This is a genomic window from Gardnerella vaginalis (genome assembly GCF_001563665.1).
Lineage (GTDB): Bacteria > Actinomycetota > Actinomycetes > Actinomycetales > Bifidobacteriaceae > Bifidobacterium > Bifidobacterium vaginale_A.
Map to the genome: position 1 here is coordinate 60,812 of NZ_KQ961853.1, position 25,097 is coordinate 85,908.

The 25,097-nt window shown below is 34.7% G+C and carries 14 protein-coding genes and 1 riboswitch; of the genes, 5 read left to right on the forward strand and 9 right to left on the reverse strand.

Annotated features, from left to right (window positions below; genetic code table 11):
• Positions 1–41 precede the first annotated feature (41 nt).
• The 4 genes from HMPREF3230_RS01235 to uvrA form a co-directional block, all read right to left on the reverse strand.
• Positions 42–3,887: a tetratricopeptide repeat protein gene (locus HMPREF3230_RS01235; protein WP_075523176.1), complete on the reverse strand. Its 3,846-nt coding sequence runs from the start codon at positions 3,885–3,887 to the stop codon at positions 42–44.
• A 397-nt stretch (positions 3,888–4,284) separates the two neighbouring features.
• Positions 4,285–5,415 carry a GuaB3 family IMP dehydrogenase-related protein gene (locus HMPREF3230_RS01240; protein WP_075523177.1) on the reverse strand — a complete coding sequence of 377 codons (1,131 nt, stop codon included), beginning with the start codon at positions 5,413–5,415 and terminating at the stop codon, positions 4,285–4,287.
• Positions 5,416–5,482: 67 nt separating this feature from the next.
• The gene (uvrC, locus tag HMPREF3230_RS01245; protein WP_082266220.1) at positions 5,483–7,819 is read right to left on the reverse strand and encodes an excinuclease ABC subunit UvrC; all 2,337 of its coding nucleotides are present in this window, start codon (positions 7,817–7,819) and stop codon (positions 5,483–5,485) included.
• 62 nt (positions 7,820–7,881) lie between these two features.
• The gene (gene uvrA / locus HMPREF3230_RS01250; RefSeq protein WP_082266221.1) at positions 7,882–10,830 is read right to left on the reverse strand and encodes an excinuclease ABC subunit UvrA; all 2,949 of its coding nucleotides are present in this window, start codon (positions 10,828–10,830) and stop codon (positions 7,882–7,884) included.
• A gap of 183 nt (positions 10,831–11,013) precedes the next feature.
• On the opposite strand from uvrA, the gene HMPREF3230_RS01255 reads away from it, so the two are divergent.
• Both HMPREF3230_RS01255 and HMPREF3230_RS01260 read left to right on the forward strand, forming a co-directional pair.
• Positions 11,014–12,615, forward strand: coding sequence for an ABC-F family ATP-binding cassette domain-containing protein (locus HMPREF3230_RS01255; RefSeq protein WP_075523179.1), 1,602 nt, complete (start codon positions 11,014–11,016; stop codon positions 12,613–12,615).
• A gap of 43 nt (positions 12,616–12,658) precedes the next feature.
• Positions 12,659–14,857: a beta-carotene 15,15'-monooxygenase gene (locus HMPREF3230_RS01260; RefSeq protein ID WP_230955891.1), complete on the forward strand. Its 2,199-nt coding sequence runs from the start codon at positions 12,659–12,661 to the stop codon at positions 14,855–14,857.
• On the opposite strand, the gene HMPREF3230_RS01265 is transcribed toward HMPREF3230_RS01260, so the two are convergent.
• The 3 genes from HMPREF3230_RS01265 to HMPREF3230_RS01275 form a co-directional block, all read right to left on the reverse strand.
• Positions 14,844–16,106, reverse strand: coding sequence for a pyridoxal phosphate-dependent aminotransferase (locus tag HMPREF3230_RS01265; protein ID WP_075523180.1), 1,263 nt, complete (start codon positions 16,104–16,106; stop codon positions 14,844–14,846). The genes HMPREF3230_RS01260 and HMPREF3230_RS01265 overlap by 14 nt on opposite strands.
• 311 nt (positions 16,107–16,417) lie before the next feature.
• Positions 16,418–17,188, reverse strand: a complete 771-nt coding sequence (gene ppgK, locus HMPREF3230_RS01270; protein WP_075523181.1) for a polyphosphate--glucose phosphotransferase — start codon at positions 17,186–17,188, stop codon at positions 16,418–16,420.
• 178 nt (positions 17,189–17,366) lie between these two features.
• Positions 17,367–18,386: a glycosyltransferase gene (locus HMPREF3230_RS01275; protein ID WP_075523279.1), complete on the reverse strand. Its 1,020-nt coding sequence runs from the start codon at positions 18,384–18,386 to the stop codon at positions 17,367–17,369.
• Between the two features lie 173 nt (positions 18,387–18,559).
• Positions 18,560–18,693, forward strand: a riboswitch (FMN riboswitch).
• Between the two features lie 5 nt (positions 18,694–18,698).
• On the opposite strand from HMPREF3230_RS01275, the gene HMPREF3230_RS01280 reads away from it, so the two are divergent.
• The 3 genes from HMPREF3230_RS01280 to HMPREF3230_RS01290 all read left to right on the forward strand — a co-directional run bounded on the left by HMPREF3230_RS01280 (position 18,699) and on the right by HMPREF3230_RS01290 (position 22,194).
• Entirely contained in the window at positions 18,699–19,277 is a 579-nt protein-coding gene (locus HMPREF3230_RS01280) for an ECF transporter S component (protein ID WP_075523182.1), read from the forward strand.
• A 119-nt stretch (positions 19,278–19,396) separates the two neighbouring features.
• Complete coding sequence (locus HMPREF3230_RS01285; RefSeq protein ID WP_155642866.1) at positions 19,397–21,757, forward strand: energy-coupling factor transporter ATPase; 2,361 nt, start codon at positions 19,397–19,399, stop codon at positions 21,755–21,757.
• A gap of 131 nt (positions 21,758–21,888) precedes the next feature.
• A complete protein-coding gene (locus HMPREF3230_RS01290; RefSeq protein ID WP_075523184.1) occupies positions 21,889–22,194 on the forward strand; it encodes a YhbY family RNA-binding protein in 306 nt (101 codons plus the stop codon).
• Positions 22,195–22,284: 90 nt separating this feature from the next.
• On the opposite strand, the gene HMPREF3230_RS01295 is transcribed toward HMPREF3230_RS01290, so the two are convergent.
• Both HMPREF3230_RS01295 and HMPREF3230_RS01300 read right to left on the reverse strand, forming a co-directional pair.
• Positions 22,285–23,526 (reverse strand): hypothetical protein, encoded by a 1,242-nt coding sequence (locus HMPREF3230_RS01295; RefSeq protein ID WP_155642867.1) that lies wholly within the window; start codon positions 23,524–23,526, stop codon positions 22,285–22,287.
• Positions 23,527–23,651: 125 nt separating this feature from the next.
• A complete protein-coding gene (locus tag HMPREF3230_RS01300; protein ID WP_075523186.1) occupies positions 23,652–25,025 on the reverse strand; it encodes a replication-associated recombination protein A in 1,374 nt (457 codons plus the stop codon).
• Between the last annotated feature and the right edge of the window lie 72 nt (positions 25,026–25,097).

Consider the following 25,097-nt stretch of genomic DNA (forward strand, 5'->3'; position numbering starts at 1 on the left):
ATTACAATCGCAAATTACTGTGCATTACAATCGCGAATCTACTATGCGTTAAGAGATCGCAAGAATTGCATTTGTATTGCATTGCTAACGTCATTATTTTCTTTAGAATAATTCATTCTAGCTGAAGCAACGCATAGTGTCCTAGCGATAACAAACATCCCATTATTTACTGTTTCTTTAGCAGCTGAATCTATAATAGAGCGAGCATTTGTATCTGGCCAATAAGGTATGTTTCTTGCTTTAAGAATCCTAATTATATCGTCCATCTCGTCAAATATTTGCATGCCTTGAGATTTCATTCTCGTTAAAAGCTCTTCTTTTTCAATATTTAAAGTTTCAATATGTTCTGGAGCAATACTTTCTGCCATTTGATAAGAAGCTAAAGCACTATCAAAATGATCTCGCATCCACTCAGCATAAGCTAATCTATAGTATGCGAATGCAGCATCATCTTGATCTAGAGCAACTCTCAAAGCATTCAAACATGCTGCGAAAACTGAATCCCAATCCTCATGACGAGATAACTCAGTAGCTAAACGCAAATGCGAAAGAGCATATGTAGGAGCATAAACAACCATTGAGCGCAAATGCTGCAAAGTTTTATTACTATCGTGCAATTGCGAGTATATGTCCGCTAATTCCATATGAGAATAAAATAGACCATCTGGTATTAAACGCATAGACTCGTTATTATTAGCAAACATACGATTATAAATAACTCTCTCAGCATATGAATTGAAATACCTTGGTATTGATTTACCTTCAGAAAACATCGCATCATAATATGCTACATTTTTCTCATATTCTTCAATACCTTGTGATATTTCACCCATTTCTAATTGAGTATGAGCTTTAAGACGCATATTTCTTATATCTTTAGAAATATGAAAGTCTAGCTCAGGAATAGGATCCTCATCTATAAGAGATTTAGTTATAATTCCAGATTTTTCGCTCAACTCAGGATCATCTATTGAATTGATAATATCCATCGCCATATGAGCTTTTTCAGCAGTTGTTGGCATAAGCTCTGATGCAATATGATGGAAGTCAGAAACAGCTTGTTGCAATAAATCCTCTCTCTGAATTGCAAGACCTTTAGCACAACAAGTTCCTAATATTGATTCTAAATAATCATTAAATTGACGATCTGAGAATTCTGGCTCTTCTTGAGCTCCTCTAGGAGCAAACTTAGTATCTCTTAAATCAAATGTTGGATCAACTGATTTTAATGCACCAGAAGAATCAATATTCATGTTTGCAAAAAACTCTTTATATGTTTTTATTGGATTTTTTAAACCATTAGAGCGTAAATATTCAACGAATTTTTTACGAGTAAAAGTAACAGTCATTAAAGTTTTACGAGATTTTTCATTTAACAAAGAGCGCGATGATTCATCTGAATTATTTTTATCATCAAATTCACTACTACTAGAAATAGTAGAATCACTAGAAGAGCTAGAAGAGCTAGAAGAGCTAGAAGAGCTTATATTATTAGCGCTTTCAGTGCGTGAGCTAATAGAACTAGAATCACAAGAAGAATCATATGCTTTTGCTTCATGAATTTGTTCAGGATTACCATGAACATCTCCATCTTTCGGCTCACCTTTTATATGCGTTTGTTGATTTACTAAATCATTTAACGCGCTTAAAGTACGATTCAAAAGCTTATCAATAGCATTATTATTAGCTGCAACCATTTCCTCTAAGCAAATCGAATCTAATCTAACAGATACATTTTTTACAGCAGGATTTGCAGCAAAAGCTATTAAAGCTAATATAATTCCCAATCGCAAATTGTATTCTGTTGTCATAGTAGCTATTTTTGAAGCGCTCAAATTAACCCAATGCTTTTTAAAAGCATCGTAAGAGCGGCGCGGCATAACTGAAGGTCCAACAGCCATAAATCCTATAGCAACATTTCCATCTTCAATATTAGAACGAAAATCAGCATCGAATCTAAAGGGAGTGCGCATAGTACGAATCCAATGCGATAATCTCTGCCTATACGCCCATTCATTATTAGTTCTATAGTCTTTGATCATAGAACTTTTTCTCTCATAACGAATTTGCTTCCATATAGTTTCAAGAGGCTTGATTTTATCGTCTTGTAAAGGACTTCCAAAATCATTTATGAATTTTAAGTAAGCACCAAAAGCTGGATCCTCTATCAAAGCAAAATCTATTTGTGCTGCCTGCTTATATGTGACTTCATTTTCTGTAAAATTACTGCCAGACGAAGAACTTTCTTCTATACAATCGCTAATAGCATGAATCCTATTCAATGCACCTTCAATAGACAAAACTACAAGAGCTGATTCTGGATCAAGAGCATTATCCCAAGAAATCTCATAATTTCTGGAAACACTAGATTCATTCAAATGCAAAACTTCAGCTCCATGCTTTTGCTCTAAAGATCGTATAGGATTAAGAGCTCCAGACTCATGCATTAAACGCTCAAAATATGCTTCTAATCCAGAATATCTAAGACCAGCAACTCGAATATTTTGTATATCTTTTACACTGTTTCTAATAGCACACAAAGGTGCTTGCGTATGAAGTCTATGGAAAATATTCTCAACACCAAAACTTGTTAAAATTTCTGAAATATTTGGAATTAAATAAGTAGCAAAAAATACTATAGCTATAGCATCTTTGTATTCAAGATTATATCTAAGAGACCCTGCTAAAGGCGTACGTGCTTGCTCAATAGTGTATGATTTACGACCATTATTTTCTGCACAAAGCCACGAAGCAACCCATCTTGGACCTTCAAAAGGACCTGTATGAATAACAACATCTCCGCGCAAAACCCGGAATGTTGAAGATTTACACAATCGAGAAAAAGTATGCATGAAAAACTTGATTCTACCCCAAAAAGTATGAGATTTTTTTATCTCAAGTTTATTTTTTTCTTGACCCTCTTTACGAGCTTTTTCTTCTTCATTAAGTTCATGAGATTGAAAGAATTGATTCGCGTCAAAATTATTATAAATAGAGTCATCTTCATCATCACTGTTAGCACAATCGCAAGCTACGATTTTATTACTTCCAGTAATAATCAAATCATTATCTTCGTCAACACAATCTATATCTACACAATCACCATCTGTGTCGTCATAAAATGGGAAGTCATATCTATCTGGAGCATCATATAACTTAGATATTTTTTCTACTTCGTGAATAAGTTCAGGAGATTGTGAGCAAATTTCTTCAATCTCCTTATCCATACTTTCACTATCTTTATAATTTTCAAATGCTAAATTATCATCACTTTTAGGATCATAAGTTTCCTTGAAAGCTTCATTTATATTTTTACAAAAAGCACTAAATTTATTAGGTAATTTATTCCCGTAGAATCTAGATTTATCTTCAAGAATTATTTCTTGCTGCTTTAAAAGGTAAAGTGACGTAAAACGATAATATATATCTTCAACAGTCATATCATTGCCTAAATAAACTCTACCTTCATAATCAGCAATAGCTAATTGCCTAAATTTCCTATTATTATCTTCAAATAATCCTAAAGAAATCATTGGCTTAGAATTCTTACTACTAAAAATATTCTTAGAGCCATTTTCAGATTTACTATGTTTTATATCACAATAACGAATCCAGCCGTATTTTATTCCATCAGGCAAGCCTTTTATATCGTTAAAAATATGCTTTTTAGCGAAGATGGGAACTTTTACAAAAATATCATCAGAAGAATCATCTTCGTCATCTACATCTACATCCGTATCTTGATTTGTGCTTAATGAATCATTGTTTATTGAAGAATTAAAATAATTAGAAGAATTATTTGATGAAGTCATGCTTTTAGATACTGCTTGTTCGCTAACTTCATCGTCACGCTCATAGCTTGCATTTAGTGGCATGTTATCAACCATAATCCCCATTCTTTCCAAATAGATACAATGAACCGATATGTATAGCCCCAATCAGATTCATTTAACGTGTATTTTAAACACTATCGTCAAGTATATAAGATGTAACGCATGTTATAAATGTGTGTTGTTACTTATGTAAATATATAAAAATGTATAAAAATATATAAACTTTATAGATAGTCTTGAAATGTAAGACAATGTAAACCAATAAATAAACTAACAGTCAAACTAACTAACAGTCAAACTAAAAATCAAATAAGCTAACAGTAAAACCAACAAATAGACAAATCAAAGAATAAACCAACAGTCAAATTTAAAATTATAGTAAAACAAATCCTATATAAAACTTATGACTGAAACAGTAACTACCATTTCAGCCATAAGAATCGTTTATTACTTATCGTATATCTTGATGAAAAGGATTAAACACTACGCTACAACGCTGGAAGCTCTTAACATCAACATATCCTGTAGAAGCCATAGTACGGCGCAATGCACCAACAAAATTAGTAGTTCCATCCGCTTTATGACTTGGACCAAATAGTATGTTTTCAAGAGGAGCAACAGTACCAACATTCGTACGCATACCACGAGGAAGAGAAGAATGACGCGCTTCAGCACCCCAATGCATTCCACGACCTGGAGCTTCAGTAGCACGAGCCAAAGGAGTTCCAAGCATTACAGCATCTGCTCCCATTGCCAAAGCTTTAATAAAGTTTCCAGAATTACCCATTCCACCATCTGCAATGATATGAACGTATCTACCGCCAGATTCATCTAAATAATCGCGGCGCGCCTCAGCAACATCTGCAATAGCAGTTGCTAAAGGAGCTTGAACTCCTAAAGTGTTCATAGTTGCAGAAACAGCTCCACCGCCAAATCCAACTAAAACTCCAGCAGCTCCAGTTCGCATTAAATGCAATGCGGATGTGTAATCAGCGCAACCGCCAACAATAACTGGAACATCTAAATCATAGATAAATTTCTTCAAATCAAGAGTCTCATGATCTTTAGAAACGTGTTCAGCAGAAACAGCTGTACCACGAATAACAAACAAATCAACACCTGCTTCAAGAACTGTAGTATAAAATTCTTGAGTACGTTGTGGTGAAAGAGCGCCTGCAACAGTAACACCAGCATCTCTAATAGTGTGCAAACGCTTAACAATAAGTTCAGGCTTAATAGGTTCTGAATAAATCTCTTGAATACGTTTTGTAGCTTGTTCAGATTGCAATTCAGAAATTTCTTTCAATAAAGGCTCAGGATTCTCATAACGAGTCCAAAGTCCTTCCAAATCAAGCACACCTAAAGCACCCATCTGTCCCATTGCAATTGCAGTATCTGGACTTGTAACTGAATCCATAGGAGCAGCAATAATTGGAACATCAAAGCTGTATGCATCAACCTGCCAAGCTGTAGAAACAGCTTGAGGATCGCGCGAACGGCGAGAAGGAAGAATAGCAATATCATCAAGCGAATACGCTACGCGGGCCTTTTTGCCCAAACCTATTTCAATTTCCTGTGACATACTTATTAGGCTAATGCTCGATGTTGACTAAAAAGAATACAAATGTCGGAATATAACAATATTTAGATTACTTATGAAAAACATTATATATATTTTTCGCTTTTTCTAATCCGATACCTGGAACTTTTTGTAATTCTTCTAATGAAGCAGATGAAATTTTCTTAACGCTTCCGAAAACAGATAATAATCTCTTAGAGTAAGCTAAGCCAATTCCAGGAATTGAATTTAAAGTAGATTTCAATAAACCTTTTCTCCTTTTATTACGATGATATGCAATAGCAAATCTATGAGATTCATCTCTTGCTCTTTGAAGTAAATACAATCCTTCTGAGTCACGTTTAAAAATAATAGGATAATCACCATCAGCAAGCCATACTTCTTCTAACTTCTTTGCTAAACCGCATACAAAAACATCATTTACACCACAATCCAACATAGCTTGTTTAGCTGCAATCGCTTGCTGTTTGCCGCCATCTACAATAATGAGATTAGGCTTGTAAGCAAAACGTCGTTTTACTTTATTTCTATCAGAGTTAGAACTATTATTTTTAGACTCCCCAGAATCAATTTCATTGTATGTAAATCTTCTTTTAATAGTTTCATATAAAGCACTTAAATCATCTAATTGACCAGCTCCATCTTCACCATGAATAGAAAATCGTCTATATTCGCTTGGACGAGCTATTGCATCTTCAAATACAACCATTGATGCAACTTGATACGTTCCATCAATAGTATTAGAGATATCGTAACATTCAATACGCAACGGAGCGTTACTCAATCCAAGCACTTGAGCTATCTCATTCATAGCTTGAGTACGCATTTCAATACTATTGATGCGACTTGATTTCATGCGCACTAAAGCCTGATTCGCATTTTCGTTAGCACGATTCATTAAATCATGCTTACTTCCACGTGACACAACATGAATAGTTACTTTAGATCCACGTATATTACTTAATAAAAGTTCTAATTCTTTCTGTCGTTCTTCGCATAATTCTATAGGGATTATAATTTCACGAGGTACAGGAGATATAGGCGCTAATAAATCTTCGCGACCTGTTGATTCTTGTCGCTCATGACGTGTTCTAGTAGCTTTAGCTCTAAGAACAGAATCAATTGCACTAGCATTTTTAATATCACTAAACGCATCACGAATTTGCTTGATGTTAGCACAATTATGTGATTTTAAATCATAAGAATTTCCATATTCTGCATAGACATTCGTCAACAAATCAGCAAGAAGATCACTATCGTCAATTTCATCATTTCGTTCAACATACCAATTTTTCTCTCCACGAATCATTCCAGATCTTACAAAAAATGCATGAATTGATGCTTCAAGATTATCTGAAGATAAGCCAAATACATCCGCTTCAACATCATCATCAAAAACTACTGAATTTTTTTGCAAAACAGTATTTAATAATGAAATATCATCACGCAATTTTGCAGCGCGTTCAAATTCTAAATTATCACTAGCTTTTTTCATCTCAGCGTTAAGATTTGAAATATACGATGAGCCTATACTTCCAGTAAGAACACCGACTAAATGTTCTACGTTATTTCTATGCTCACTTTGAGAAACATTATCAATACATGGAGCAGAACATTTTCCAATAGAAGCCAATAAGCATGGACGCCCAGTTCTATGAGCTCTACTAAACACTGAAGAAGAACAAGTTCGTACAGGAAAAGTTTTTAACAGTGAATCAAGACTATGTTTTAGTGGCCATACTTTTGCATAAGGTCCAAAATAACGAGCACGTTTGAAAGAGCGATTTCTAGTAATCCAAACTCTAGGAAATTCTTCTTCAACAGATACTGCAACATAAGGGTAAGTTTTATCATCTCTAAAAACAACATTAAATCTTGGATTAAATGTTTTAATCCAAGTATATTCAAGTGTAAGCGCTTCAAATTCTGTTTCTACAACAGTCCACTCTAAACTACGAGCAGACAAAACCATTGATCGAGTGCGAGGGTGCAATTGATCTAAAGGTTGAAAATAATTTGCTAATCTATTTCTCAAATTCTTTGCTTTTCCAACGTAAATTACTCGGCCATCCCCGTCACGCCATTTATAAACTCCTGGTTTAGGTGGTATATCGCGAGAAGCAGGTCTGAATAAATCACGACTATCTGAAAGCAATGGAGCTCCTAAAGAATTTAAACCTAAACTACTTTTTGAATCTGACACGTTCTTAGTCTTATGCCAATGAACACTATCACTAGAAGCACTAACAGAACTACTGCTTGAACTATTGTAAGAATTGGCTGCGTATTCAGTAGAAATATCACTAGAGCTATCAGTAGAACTATCACTATAACTATCACTAGAAGCACTAAAAATGTTTGAATCTAAAGAATAATTCAAATCCTCATAATTTCTTAAATCCTCCATATTATTTATTCACCTCCTTCTTTTAATTTTCTAAAAATTCCATCAATTTAAATTTACGTGTATTAGATATTTAACATTGGCTTTAAGAATTTACCAGTCCAACTCGAGTCACATTCAGCAACGCTTTCAGGAGTGCCTTGTGCTACAACACTTCCTCCTCCATCTCCTCCTTCTGGACCTAAATCAATAATCCAATCCGCTGACTTTACAACATCAAGATTATGCTCTATAACAATCACCGTATTGCCTTTATCAACAAGAGATTGAAGAACAATCAATAATTTTCTAACATCTTCACAATGAAGACCAGTTGTAGGTTCATCAAGAATATATACTGTTTTACCTGTAGATCTGCGTTGCAATTCAGTGGCAAGCTTAACTCTCTGCGATTCTCCACCAGAAAGCGTTGGAGCAGACTGTCCTAATCGGATATACCCTAAACCAACATCTACTAAAGTTTTCAAATAACGCGATATTGATGGATACGATTTGAAGAAAATTGCAGCATCCGAAATAGGCATATTTAGAACATCTGAAACTGATTTTCCGTTATATTTAACTTCCAACGTTTCTCGATTGTATCTTTTACCATGACAAGCTTCACATTCAACATAAACATCCGGCAAGAAGTTCATCTCAATTTTCAAAGTGCCATCACCATGACAAGCTTCACAACGACCTCCTTTAACATTAAAAGAGAATCGTCCTGGACCATATCCCCTAACTTTTGCTTCGGATGTTTGAGCAAATAAAGAACGAATTTTATCCCATACACCAGTATAAGTAGCAGGATTAGAACGTGGAGTTTTACCAATAGGATTTTGATCAACGTGGACGACTTTATCGCATTTATCTATACCTTTTATATCTTTATGCTTTCCAGGAACTATACGAGCTCCATTTAATTTATTTGCAAGAACTGGATAAAGAATTGAATTTATTAAAGTTGACTTTCCAGATCCAGAAACTCCTGTAATGCAAGTAAAAACCCCGAGAGGAATAGAAACATCAATATTTTTCAAATTATGTTCGCGCGCACCAATAATTTTTAACATGCGAAGAGGATCTACTTTTCTACGCATCTTAGGAATAAGAATTGAACGTCTACCAGAAATGTAATCTCCTGTGATAGAACGCTCTGCATTAGCAATAGATGAAGACGGTCCGCAATATACTACTTCTCCTCCATGCTCTCCAGCTTCAGGACCAATATCAACCAGCCAATCAGCTTTACGAATAGTATCTTCATCGTGCTCAACAACTATAAGAGTATTACCGAGATTTCTAAGATGATGTAAAGTTGAAATTAAACGTTCATTATCTCTTTGATGTAAACCAATAGAAGGCTCATCAAGAACATACATAACACCAACTAAACCTGAACCGATTTGCGTAGCTAATCTAATACGTTGCGCTTCACCTCCAGATAATGTTTTCGCTCCTCTAGAAAGAGTTAAATAACTCAAGCCAACATCATTTAGGAATCCAAGGCGAGCGCGAATCTCTTTTAAAACTTCACCAGCAATAATCGCCTGAGAACCTTTTAATTGCAACGAGTTAATCCAATTCAAACTCTCACAAACAGGCATGTCACATACATCTGCAATAGAACAATTTCCAATTTTAACAGCAAGAACCTCCGGTCTTAAACGTTTACCTTTGCAAGCTCTACATGGAACTTCTCGCATATAAGACTCGTAGTATTGTCGCATCTGATCTGAATCAGTTTCATCATGCTTACGCATTAGAGTGCGAATTACGCCTTCAAATCCAGTAGAATACTCTCGCTGCCTTCCCCATCTATTTTTATACGAAACTGTAACAATAAAATCATGGCCATACAGAACAGCATGTTTAACATCTTCAGACAAATCTTTCCATGGAGTATCCATGCTAAAGCCTAAATCTTTAGCAAGCCCTTTTAGAACATGTTGATAATACATGCCAGCAGATTTATTCATAGCCCATGGCTCAATAGCACCTTGTGCAAGTGATTTTTCAATATTCGGAATAACTAATTCTGGATCAATCTCCAAATTATATCCTATTCCTGAGCAATCTTTACAAGCACCATAAGGAGCATTAAAAGAAAAAGTTCTAGGCTCAATCTCGTCAAGCTCTAGAGGATGATTGTTAGGGCATGCTCTATGTTCTGAAAAAGACTGCCTACGATTCGAAGAGTCTTGAGGCTCATCAACGAAATCAGCAACCACAACTCCATTTGATAATTTCAATGCAGTTTCAATAGAATCATTAAGACGCACTCTAATGCCATCTTTAATAACTAATCTGTCAATAACTACTTCAATAGTGTGTTTCTTTTGCTTAGCAAGTTTAATATCTTCAGATAGCTCATGCATTTGATTATCAATAATCACACGAGCGTAACCATCTGAACGTAAAAGTTCAAGAGTGTCTTTAAATTCACCTTTACGACCTTTAACTATTGGTGACAAAATTTGCAATCGTGTGCGCATCGGCAAAGAAAGCAAAGTATCAGTCATCTGTTGAGTAGTTTGAGCACTGACCTTTCTGCCGCATTCAGGACAATATTGCGTTGAAACTCTAGCAAAAAGAATACGTAAATAATCATAAATTTCTGTAATCGTACCAACTGTAGAACGAGGATTCCTATTAGTTGTTTTTTGATCTATAGAAACTGCAGGACTTAAACCTTCAATAAAATCAACATCAGGTTTATCCATACGACCTAAAAATTGTCTAGCATAAGCACTGAGAGATTCAACATATCTTCTTTGACCTTCAGCAAATAAAGTATCAAAAGCAAGAGATGACTTACCTGATCCAGAAAGACCAGTAAAAACCACCATACGATTTCTAGGGATAGAAAGACTAACGTTTTTAAGATTATGCTCTCTAGCACCTTGAATAGTTATCTTCCATTCAGACGGAACATTAGACAAATCTGATATAAGAGTTCCATGAGATGAGCACAGTGGAGCTTTATCTAGCAATATTTGCAATGCATCTGATTTTTGTACCTCACTCATTAGCACCTCACATATAAAAATGAACAACTTACAAGATAAGAACTTTATTATAGAACACTTGTTCGAAAAAGTAAAGTCCTCAACGAAAATTCGTTACCCCACGCGATATAATTTCTCACTTGGCTTAATATTTTATTTAGCCAATATATTATGAGCCTTTATTTTAATGAAACGGATACAAATATGCCTATTGACGCACAAGCATTAACCATACAAATTGGTGCGCGTACGCTATTAAACTCTTCTGATTTTCACGTTACTAAAGGCGATAAAATTGGTCTAGTTGGCAGGAACGGCGCCGGAAAAACAACATTAACACGCGTAATAACAGGCGATATGCTCCCATCACAAGGCTCAGTTCGAGTCAGTGGAAAATTAGGTTATTTGCCACAAGATACCCATGCTGCAGATCCAGAGCAAAGCGTTATTGACAGAATTATGAGCGCAAGAGATATAGCATCTATCGTATCTAGAATCCGCAAAGCTGAAAAAGAAATGACAGATCCAGATCCGGATGTTATGACAAAAGCAATGAATCGTTACGATAAAGCAATGCAAGATTACGAGAAAGCAGGAGGATACTCTGTACAATCTGAAGCAATCTCAATGGCAAGTAGTCTTGGTCTTCCACAAGAAGTTATGCAACAATCTCTTGGAACTCTTTCAGGCGGTCAACGCAGGCGCATTGAACTAGCGCGAATACTTTTTTCTGATGCAGATACCTTAATTCTTGACGAACCTACAAATCACCTTGATGCAGACTCAATAATATGGCTTAGAAACTATCTTAAGCGCTTTGAAGGTGGATTCCTTGTAATATCCCACTCAACTGAATTGCTTGATGAAGTAGTTAATAAAGTATGGCATTTAGATGCGCAATTAGCGAAAATAGACATGTATTCTATGGGTTGGAAAGCATACTTACATCAACGAGTTGTTGACGAAGAACGCAGAAGACGCGAACGCGAAGTAGCAGAAAAGAAAGCAGAACGCCTTATGAAACAAGGTATTCGCTTACATGCAAAAGCAACTAAAGCAGTTGCAGCTCAAAATATGATGCGAAGAGCACAACGTTTACTTAGCGAAACAAGTGAAGCGCAAAGAAGCGAAAAAGTTGCAGATATACGTTTTCCAGAACCATCCCCATGCGGAAAAACACCTATTATGGCAAAAGATATTTCTAAAGCATACGGATCTAATATTGTTTTTGCGGGAATTAACCTTGCTATAGATAAAGGCTCGCGAGTAGTTATACTCGGATATAACGGAGCTGGAAAAACTACAACACTACGCATTCTAGCAGGAGAAGAAACAGCAGATACAGGTGAAGTACAATACGGTCACGGATGCAAAATCGGGTATTTTGCACAAGAGCACGATACTCTTGATTTAGATGCAACAGTATTAGAAAATCTTCAACATGTTGCTCCAAACTTAAACGACACACAAGCTCGTTCAATGTTAGGAAGTTTCCTATTTTCTGGTGATGATGCAATGAAACCAGCTAAAGTACTTTCAGGCGGCGAAAAAACACGTCTTGCGCTCGCAACTCTAGTCACTTCACAAGCTAACGTACTTTTACTTGACGAGCCAACTAATAATTTAGATCCAGCTTCTAGAAATGAAATTCTTAAAGCTATATCGAAGTATGAAGGCGCTATCGTGCTTGTTACGCACGATGAAGGAGCAGTTGAAGCGTTAAAACCTGAACGTGTTCTTCTTATGCCAGATGGCGATGAAGATTTATGGAACGATGAATATTTGGATCTTGTTGCAGAAGAATAATTAAGCGAACGCTAGAGCCAAAATCCGTTAGAATGGATATGTGATGGCAATTTCTTTATCTCAAACTTTGCAAGAATCATTGCAAAGAAAATACTTTCACAGAAAGTATATACTACGAATATTGCGCATGCCATTAGCAATTTTGCTACTTATAGTCTTGTTTGAATGCACTATAGGAAACATACCATTTTGGAAAAGCGTTGCAGGTAGCACAGATAGCTTTTCAGCTCATAACCACATAGGAGCAGGAATCCAACGTTTGCACTCAGGAGGATTGAGAATCGTAGATCCTTCAGAAGCATATATTGAAGTTATTTCAGACGGTTCATCTCCTTACATACGTTTACAACCTGCTATAAAACAACCTAAAAACGTTGGTACAACACCAATTATTAGCGACATTCACGTAAGAGTAGACGTAAATGGAATAGCAGGAAAATTAACTAGCGCTAATCCAAGAGCTACAAATAATGCTCTAATACCAGTACCAGAAGAAGCTATTGGAAAACCTAATATTTTAAGAATCTGGATACAACATCCTTTTAATTCAATAATAGATTTAGAAGATGCTAGAGCAAACGTTAGAGCACCTTTCAGTTGGTCTTGGGGTCGCGTAGCAATGTTAGCTATAGCAGCATTTGTTATTGCATTATTAAACCCATGGTCACATCTTTGGAAAATAAAACTTAATACATCAAGTATTTATCAACGATTACTTTTTATAGTAATTCTTTCGCCTTTTATAATTAACGCTTTCATATCTATTATTGATAGCTTTATATACTCAACACCACTACACTTCGATGTAATTGGAAACTATACGTACGATTTTGATCAATACGATCACACAGCTCAAGCGATTTTGCGCGGACAAACCTACTTGAATTTGCCTGTTCCTCACGAACTTCGACAATTATCTAACCCATACGATCCTTCAGCAAGAAATATACTTTTATCAAACGGAGTTAGAAATATTTATTGGGATCACGCATATTATCAAGGACATTGGTATTCTTACTTTGGCGTTATACCAACAATCTTCTTCTTCCTACCATATAGAGCTATAAGCATGCTTTTCGTTCCAAATGGAAGGATGTTACCAACAAGTGCAGTCACGTTCTTTTGCATTATTGTATTCCTTATAGCAGGATCTCTATTGATAATTAACTTAATAAAAAAGATTAAAGAATCTCCACTTCTTGCAACAACAGTAATATGCGTAGCATTATTCTTAATAACTTCTAACATAACTTATTTATGGTTTAGACCATCGTTCTATTCAATTCCTATAGTTTCTTCTTTAATGTTTACAACTATAGGATTATGCTGTTGGCTTAAAGCGCGCAAAGACGATATAACAATAAACTCATTCTATTTTTCTTTAGGAACATTTTTCATATCACTAAATCTAGGATGTAGACCTACTTTTACGATTGCTTTACTTTTAGCTTTACCACTTTTCAGACATTACATTTTCAATACTTTATATAATACTTTTACAAAATATTATGATCCATCTTCTTGGAAACAATTAGCTAGACTTACTTCGATAACACTTATACCTATAGCAATAATCGCATTACCACTTGGTTTTTATAATGCGATTCGTTTCGGCTCTCCTTTTAATTTTGGAAATGAATATCAAATAACAGTAACAGATATGACTAGAATGCATATACCATCAGAAAACATATTGCCTTCTATATTTAGTTATTTAATTCTACCTTTACGAACTATTACAAAATTCCCTTGGATTGCAATTCAACCTATTTCTTTTAGCAAATGGCAATATGCAGAACCAATGATTGGAGGAATATTTAGCATATCTCCACTAGCTTTACTCGGTCAAATCGCATCATTCATTTTTTATAAACGTAATAAAAACAAATATGTAAACGAATTTGCAATAACATCAATTGTTTTGGGGATTATAGTTATAATATTCGATAGCTTAAAAGCAGGAATTGGATGGAGATATATAGCAGATTTCAGCTGGCTTATAGGATTAAGCGCTGTTATCGGAATCGCATTATTCTTAGAAAAAGCTGCAATAATAACAAGCCAAGACACTATTTTAACTAAAGCATGTTCTTATTCAATACGAGCTATAATCGCAATTCTACTTGTGTTTTCTCTTGTTATAACATTTTTAAGCTGGTTTATTATAGGTAGAGAAGATTCGCTAATACAATATAATCCAGAATTATGGTATAGCGTACGAGCTTGGTTTAATCTCTTATAATCTCATTTAATAAAGTATCAACTGTTTTTAGCGTTAGCTTAAGATTATTACTGAATTGATCCGGTTCAGGCAATAAAGATAGCGCAAGATATCCATTATTTGGCATATCAAAATAGTATCCAGGTTGAGAAACTAATTTATAATCGCGAATCAAACGCAACGCGAGTACATCATCATCAATACAAGATGGAACTCGCAATAATACATTCCATCCTCCTTCTGCTCTTAAAGCATCAACGCAACAATTAGGCCATTGAGCAAGTGTTTTGCGTAAAGTAGAAAGATTAGATTTTATACGCGAACGAACTTTATTCGTCTGTTCACACGCGCAATCAAGCAATTCATGAATATGATCTGAAACAGTCGCACCAATAGGAAGAAAATCATCTGCTATCACATCAAGACGTTTTTTTGCTTCACAAACGTCATCAACAGGTCCTGAAACTTCAATCCAACCAACTTTTGCGTGAGGAGCAGCAAGCATTTTAGAAAATCCATCTAAAGCAAAAACAAGAGTCGAAGTTTCACCTGCTAAGCGAGCATTAAAATCAAAAGGCTCAAGTGAGTAATCATAAAAAACCTCATCTGCAATAATAGCAATACCATGCTTATGACATAATTCCAACAGCACTTCTCTTTCTTGCATCTTTATATAAGAGCCTGTTGGATTATTGGGATTTATAAGAACTAAGGCTTTAATATTATTCGATTTATCTTCTATTAAAGAACGTACATTAGCTAAATCAATAGTCCAAGAACCATCGTATCTCAAAGAATAAGGAATTGTTTTTACAAGATTCAGACGAGCAATAGATTCAACTAAAGGATACCCAGGTTTTGGAGCAAGAACAGCATCACCTGCATCACATAAAAGCATCATAAGCCATGCATAAGCTTGAGATGTAGAAGATAGAACATAAATATTTTCTGGATTAAGAGCACTAGCACAATAAGCACTACAACTAGGATCTTTAATTATCACTTCACTTTTTGTATTTGCATTAGATTCGCTTGAATAAATACCACGATTGTCACGCTTATTTATAAAATCTGCTAGCATTTTGCGAGTTTCAATAGGCCCTCGAGGATCTGCAACATACTTACTAGATAAACAAATAGGAGCAAGATTATGAGATGTTGGATTAGAATCATTAAGCTTAGTTAATTTGATATTGCAAGCTAAAGCATCCCTTTCAGCTACGATAATAGGATTAGGTTCGCTTACATCTACTCGAGAAGAAAATTTCACATGACTACATTAGCTTATATTAAAGATATATTATTTTTAGCTAATACACATTGCACCAATATGAATTTAAAGCATCGCTATTACGTTTAGACTTTTAAACATTAGATTTAAAATTTTCGTGAAATAACACAAAATCTGTGTTATTTTGGGTTATTTCGCAACATTTTCTATTTAATCTAATAAAAATGCGCTAGACGAAATCAATTAGCAAAAACTAAAAATCGAATACGCCTAGCGCTAACAATATTTATCTTAAAAAGACATTCAATAATGCGTTATTACATAAACACAATGCGTTTACGATAACATCATTACTTTTCTCGCTGTTGCATAGCATAAAATGCAGCGCCAATAATACCAGCTTCATTATGCAAAGAAGCAACAACGATTGGCGTCTTTATATCAATATGCGGCAAGAACTTTTCACTTACTCTACTTACTCCACCGCCTACAACGAACAAATCTGGATTGAAGTACTTTTCCATCAAACCATAGTACTTTGTTAAACGCTTAGCCCACTTCTTATAACCCATATCCAACTTTTCACGAACAGAAGAAGCAGCATACTTTTCTGCATCTCCTTTACCTTTCTCAAGCTGAATGTGACCAAGTTCAGTATTAGGAATAAGAACTCCGTTATAAATCAACGCTGTTCCAATACCTGTTCCTAGTGTTGTAGCAATAACTAAACCGTCTTTATCTTTTGCAGAACCAAAATGCTGTTCTGCTAAACCTGCAGCATCAGCATCGTTTACAACAGTAACAGGTCTTCCACAAGCTTCACTGAAAACTTCTGTAACATCAACACCAACCCAAGACTGGTCAAGATTTGCCATATATTCAAGCTTCTTGCCAGGCTTAATCGGAGCTGGGAAAGCAATACCAACAGGAATATCAGGAGTTACTTCAAAATGCTCAAGTTGCTGACGAACAATATCCGCAACTGCTTGAGGTGTAGAAACCGCTGGAGTAAGAATTTTATACCTTGGTTCAGCAAATTCACCCTTCTCTAGATTGACAGGTGCAGCCTTAATGCCTGAACCACCGATATCTACGCCGAAAGCTTGTGCAGTGTTAATCATCGCTAACACCTCTCCTCTGAATGTGTTGACAATGGAATATCAAGTTCATTCTACAATATCGTCAGAACGACACGCGTAAAACAAATTTAATTATTGCCAACGATTGCAATACTGTTTTTCTCAGTATAATAACCAAAAATTATACGAAAATGCAAACCATTTACAAAAAATTATAGATTTACTTTAAAGAAGGCATTGGTTTCCAATTAGAATCATGCAAAATCTTTCTTGAAGCAATCCAACCACTAAATAATCTTATTGATCCAGGTATGATGTGCTTTCTATCAACAGCAAGCAAACGAATAAACTCTTTTGCAGCTGTTGCAATAGTGCCTATTGCAAACATAAGAGGATGATAATCTCCATGAATCATAAAATATCGCGCCATAAAACCACGATTACGCATAATATGATATCTATTCATATCGGATGTTGAATTTAATTGGCGTATTCCAGCAATATCCCAATTAGGAATATCACGAGTACGGCGTAGAACGATATCTGGAATTACAATAGGATTAGTGACTTTACTAGCAAGATAACCATAAGTTGTATCATCCCAATAAATAAAGTAACGAGGATCAGGGAAACCTATTTTTTCAACTACATCTCTGCGGAATAATCCGCCTTCAAAGCACATAGTATTCATAACTCTGTAACCAGCTTTACTAAAAGCTGCAGGAGCAAATGGATTTGGTATACCCATTGGAACTAAAAACTCATATTGCCAATAGAATTTACCGCCATCGTAATCCAATCTACTACCTTGAATCACAGAATGTTTCTTAGTCCATTTACTCAAGCGTGAAATAGATTCAGGAACTGTTTCTACGTCATCATCCATAACCCAGAACCATTTAGCACCAATCTCATAAGCTTTTTTAACACCAGCGGAAAATCCACCAGCTCCGCCTAAATTATCTTTTTGAGGCTCATAAAGAACGTGCTCAAAATTACCGTCATCATCCCCATCAGCACTACCCCATTTTATAGTCAAACTCTTGTTTAAAGAATCAACCATTTGACGCGTTCGCTCGCTTTTCTCATTATCAACTACAATAATGCGCCATGGGCACTCTTTTAATTTCTCAAAAGAAGCAAATAAACGTTTTAACAACTCTTGCCTTTTATATGTAACTACAACAACAGCTAATCGTTCAATACTTTGCAACATTTTTTCTCTTACTTTATTGTTCATACTCTTATTTGAATCTTTAAGTAAAGTCTTAGTGTTATTACTACTAGTCTTAGTGTTATTACTACTAGATTTACTACTACTCATATTGCTCATAATGCCTATTTTTGCACTTACCCTCGCCACAGAAAAATTTAACAAATTTTATATTGTTCACTCCATGTTATAAAAAGGAAATGTAGTTTCAGGGAAGGTGAAAATCCTTACTGGCGGTAGCAAGATCAATCTTGAAGCCCGCGAGCGGATAAAATCTGCTGATTCGGTCAAATTCCGAAGCCAACGGTTAAAGTCCGGATGGAAGAAACGGAGGCCCTAATGGGTTATTTAGACACACAGCACAGCACAGATACTAATACTTCAAATTATTGGTCAACGAAAAGAATCGCACAATATGCTCTTTTCGTAGCTTTATCTATGGCTTTAAGTTTTATTGAATTCCCAATTATTCCTGGACCACAATTTTCATATCTTAAATACGATCCTTCAGGCATAGTTTGTTTGATAGCAGGATACGCTTACGGACCAGCTGCAGCAGCAATCGTGAGCATATTAGGATTTGCTCCACACATTCTAAGCAATCCTTTAGGCTCAATTATTGCTATATCAGTATCACTAGGATTATCTGTTACAGCATCATTTATTTATAAGAAAATGCGCACTAAAAAAGGAGCTTTATTAAGTCTTATAGCTGGATCCATAGTATCTATTGCGATTGCAATTATTGGAAATTTGATTATTACTCCTTTGTATCTACCTCAATTTACTATCGCGGATGTTGCATCAATTATTATTCCAATCCTATTACCGTTCAATGCAGCAAAAATTTTACTTCATATAGTTTTGACTGTTCTTATTTATAAGCCGATTTCAAAATTGTTAAAGCGTTATAAGTAAAATAACATTAAATTTTATGTATTTGTGAAATTTATTAGATTAAATATAATATATCTAATAAATTTCACTTTCTTTAATATTTTTTGCAAGCTTTAATAAATAGAATAGAACTTAAAATAATGAATAAAGAAAACAATATCAAACAAGAATCTTTTGCTGCAATATTAAAAGACGTATATTTTTCGTATGATTCCGGGAAAACATGGATTCTTAATGGAATAAATCTTAAAATTAAATATGGAGAAAGAGTTGTAATAGTAGGACTTAACGGTTCAGGAAAATCTACACTGTCTAAAATACTATCAGGTTTAATAGCTCCTGATTCAGGACTCGTGCAATTATGCGGCAATAAAGTTTTCGATTTAGATCACGCTGATTCCAATGCGTATAAAATTGCAAGAAAATCTATTGGAACTCTTTTTCAAAATCCAGAAGATCAAATAATAACAACAATCAGCGAAGACGACATAGCTTTTGGACTAGAAAACTTATGCGTAAAACAATCAAATATGAATGAAATGATTCTAAATGCATTAGAATCTGTTCGCATGGAAAACCACAGGTATGATGACCCTAGTGATATGAGCGGAGGACAGCAACAAAAAATTGCGCTCGCAAGTACTATTGTTACAAAGCCAAAACTTCTCATATTTGATGAACCAACATCAATGCTTGATTATAAATCTTTGCAATACGTTAATTCACTATTTGATGATTTGCAAAAACGCGGATTCACAATAGTTCACATAACACATAAATTTGATGAATGCGTTTACGCAGATCGAATACTTCTAGTAAATAAAGGTCAAATTCGCGATATAAGTTCTAATGAATTAAAAGAATATTATAAAAATGCGATAGATACCGAATACGCTAAAAAATGCGAAAATCAACCTGATAACGAAAAAGAAACTGATACTGAAAAAAATCAAGATTTATTGCAAAATCAAACTAATGATGAAACATTTGCAATCGAAGTATCTAATCTTAACGTTAGTTACTCTAAACGCGCTAAACATGTAATAAATAACTATTCTCTCAAAGTAAAGCATGGAGAGATCGTTGCAATTACAGGAGAAAATGGATCAGGAAAATCAACTTTAGCAAAAACAATATGCGGATTACTTAAATATGATTCTGGAACTGTTCTAATACAAGGTATTCCTTTGAACGCTAAAGAAAACAAAACAAATACTAAAAAACTGCGGCAAACAATTGGCTACGTTATGCAATGCCCAGAACAGCAACTTTTCGCGCAAACAGTATTTGAAGACGTATCTTATGGTCCTAAAAATTTTGGTTTAGAAGGAGAAAAACTTAATAATAAAGTAAACGAAACTTTGAAAATGCTACATATTGAACATTTAGCACAATTTTCTCCTTTTGAACTTTCAGGAGGACAGCAACGTCTAGTAGCTATAGCTGGAGTTTTAGCATATAATCCAAAAATACTTGTTTTAGACGAGCCTAGTGCAGGTTTAGATTTTGAATCAGCTATGCGATTGAGAAAAATATTAGAAGATTTACATAAAAAGGGCATAACTATTGTGCTTATTACGCATGATATGAATGAAGCAAAAGCTCTTAAAGCTAGAATAATTACAATTAAAACAGAAAAAGATGATGAAAGTAAAAAATCAACCATTAAAGAAAATAGACATTTTACAGACAATATCCACAGCTCTTCCACAAGCACTTCTAACAGCTCTTCCACAAGCCCTTTTCTAAGCTCTTTTGACCCTAGAGTCACATTAATTTCTTGCTTTATTCTAATATTCAGCGCTTTTAGAGTCACTAATTACAGCCAACTTGGGATTCTTAGTATTGCAACTCTTATTCTCACAATTTTTGCAAGAATACAGTTTTCTAAACTAATATCGTTTTTGCATGTGCTCATATCAATATTCATATTTTCGAGTATTCTAAATATCTTTATCGTGAAAACAGGTCGCATACTTTTTTATCTTTTTTCAATACCTATAACACTTGATGGAGTAAACTTTACAATACTTTTCTCTACTAGACTTTCTTTAGCAATGCTTATTGGATTAACTGTTATATTAACTTTCACTCCGACAAGACTAACTCAAGCATGCGCATCTATTATTTCTCCACTTAAAGTATTCAAATTACCTACGCAAGAAATAGCATTTATTATGACTTTAGCATTACGATTTCTTCCAACTCTTTCAAAAGAAGCAAAAGCTATTTCAATTGCGCAAACAGCTAGAGGTGGAAGCATAAAAAACGGATCGCTTAAAAAAAGACTTCAAGCAATGACATCTCTTATTATTCCAGGATTTGCAGGTGTAATTAGGCATGCATATAATCTTGGATTAGCTTTAGATTCTAGATGCTACATTCCGCAAGAAGCACGCACACACTTTCACGTTTTAAAAATAAGATTTAGAGATATTGCTTTAGCAATTTTTAGCATAATTATTACAATTCTTATTGCTAAAACTACAAATATTTTATGAATACAAATTTACAAAATTACTTTTAATAAAAACAATAGAATATTGGATTAGCATGGTTAGATGTATAATCCGATAAGCATTGAAATTAACATGATTATTTAAAACCAATTATGTATACTTTTGGAGGACATATGCCATTAACTAAAAAGCAAATTAAACAATTGCGCGCTTTAGCAAACACTTTAAGTCCTATGCTTTATATTGGCAAAAACGACATTACAGAAGCTGCAATAAAACAAGCTGATGAAACGATGCAATATCATGAACTCATGAAATGCGCTGTACAAGATGGTTCAGGATTAAGCGCAAAAGAAGCAGCAATAAAGTTAGCAGAAAAACTTAAAGCTGAAGTTGTACAAGTTATCGGAAATCGTTTTGTGCTGTTTAGAGTATCACCTCGAGAAAACACTAATCATATTATGCTTATTAAAGAATAGACTGATACTTTGTGAGCTACTCTATAAGGTAAGTAATAGAATACTTCAATGAATCTGTTACAAATTTAGCAAATTCATTTATTGTAGAAACTACTTATTGTAAACTGTAGAATCTTCAACAACAGGATTCATTAACTTAACTATTGTGTATTCAGAAGAACTAATTATTGGCTGATTCCAAGGAAAATCTGCTGCTGTAACATACATACTTTTAGTTGCAACAATAGTTTTCTTGCCAATATAACGAGTGAAATCATCATCATTCTTATCACTACTACTATTACTAAGTACTATTGCAACTTTACGAATTTCATTCTGCATAGGTCTATACCCACATTCAGTACCGTTACAATGTGATGCAGCTGAGCGAGGAGAATCTAAAGTCAAAACTATAGTATTACTAGAACCAGAAGAAGAACTCATATAATTATCAATACTAATCCCAGAGTCTTCAGGAGAAGTACCAGGGAAATCATACGATTGATACATATTAATTTTTTCAACTACTCCAGTAAAAACTTGGTATCCATCTTCTTGCCATTTCAATTTTTGTTTAGCATTAACTTGAGTCCAATAATCACGTTTTTTAATATTTATAAGACTATTTACATCTGTTAAATCAGAAACTGGAATATAAGATGGCGCAGTTACATCAGACATTTCAGCTTCATCATTCTCATTCTTAGGAAGAGGATTTTTAACAACTTTAGTCTTAGTTTTAATCTTAGTTCCAAAGAATCTATACGAAACTTCTCTCCATGGGAATACTTCATTTTTCCCAAGAGTATTACTCTTCATCTTTTCATACCACTGTTCACTTTCAGGAATATAAAGAACTAATCCTCTATGATTCCTATAAAAGAACAAAGTGGAACTTTCAAACTTGTTTTGAATCGAATGTATAACTCCATTCATAACATTCAATTTTTTACCATCATAAGAAAATACTTTTGTAGCAGATCTAGTAACATAATATCCTGAATCATTTTTTACTTTATAAAAATCAGTTAATATTAAATCATCTATTCCATCGCTATTTACATCCCATATTGCATAGTTGTAATCGCCTCGAGGAACTCCGCTAAACTCGTATTGATTTATATTCTCTAATACGTTCTTATATTCCTTACCAGCAGCAATAGCCAAATCTTCTGGGTTACGACCCCTTAGATTACTTAAAATAGGATTTGTTATTAAACTCCTCATAAAATACGGATAATCACCGAAGAAAATTATTGAAGAACGAAAAACGAGAGCAGAAATAACTATTTGAATTATAGAAACGATAGGAACAACGCAATAAATTATAAAACCGTGCTTCTTCATTGCCACATCTCTCTTTCGTCACTTCTATAAAGCGAGCTTAAAAGTATAAAATACACTTATGCAAAACATTGAAACATTTTACATAATTAAAACTATAAAATATTCTACACAAATATCAGTATCCAACATGCTTAATCAGAATCATCACTCTTATTAAGAATATTACGGATTTGAGATACACGTTGTAATAGTTCATGTTCATAACCGCGATCTGAAGGATTGTAATATTTGCGACCAACCAATTCATCAGGCAAGTATTGTTGTGAAACTATTGCCCCAGGATAATCGTGCGCATATTTATAACCTTCATGATTACCCCAAGTTTTCATCAATTTTGTTGGAGCATTACGCAAATGAAGTGGGACTTGACCAATATTTCCAGAATCAATATCTTGCAAAGCTTGATTTATAGCATTATAACTAGCATTAGATTTAGGAGCTGTAGCTACAGCAATAACAGCCTCTGAAAGAATAATTCTCGCTTCAGGCATACCTACTAGCGCAACAGCTTGAGCTGCAGCAACAGTTACTTGCAAAATTTGCGGAGCTGCCATACCAACTTCTTCAGCAGCTGCAATCATAATTCGTCTTGCAATAAAACGAGGATCTTCACCTGCTCTAATCATGCGAGCTAAATAGTGCAAAGATGCATCTACGTCACTTCCTCGCATTGACTTAATGAAAGCAGAAATAACATCGTAATGATCATCACCATCTTTGTCATATCTGACAATATTTACGTCAGCTACTCTTGAAACAATATCCGCACTAATTACAGGCTTATTTTCGCCAGGCTTGTGAATAGAATTTCCTGTAATCGCTCCAGCTGCAGCTTCTAAAATAGTAAGAGTCTTACGAGCGTCCCCAGCGCTCAAGCGAATAATAAAATCTATTGCATCATCTTCAATTTCAATTTGATTATTAAAACCGCGCTCGCTAACAATAGCCCTCTTAATAAGCTCATGTAAATCTTCAACACTTAGCGATTCAAGCTTAACAACTACAGATCTACTAAGTAGTGGTTTAATAATTGAAAAACTTGGATTTTCTGTAGTAGCTCCAATAAAAGTTACATCACGATTTTCTACGCTTGGAAGCAAAGCATCTTGCTGAGATTTAGAAAAACGATGCACTTCATCAATAAACAGTACTGTTTCTAGACCTTTGCTAACTAAACGCTCATGAGCTCGATCTAATACTTCTCGCACATCTTTTACTCCTGAAGTTACAGCAGAAAGCTCTTCAAAAACACGTCCAGATTGCCGAGCGACAATATGAGCAAGAGTAGTTTTACCAACTCCCGGAGGTCCAAACAAAATAATAGAACTTGGAGAAGTAAGACAATATTCAGATTGAGGATCAGCAAGTCTACGCAAAGGAGAACCGGGCTTAAGAGCATGCGATTGACCAAGCACATCTTCAATTGCACTTGGACGCATACGAACAGCAAGAGGGCGAGTTACATCACTAGACGCGCTCATTGACGAAAACAAATCCTGAACCATAATCTAAGTATACACAATCTATAGAACAAACGTTCGATATTTTTTAGATTTTACTAAAAACATATATAAAAC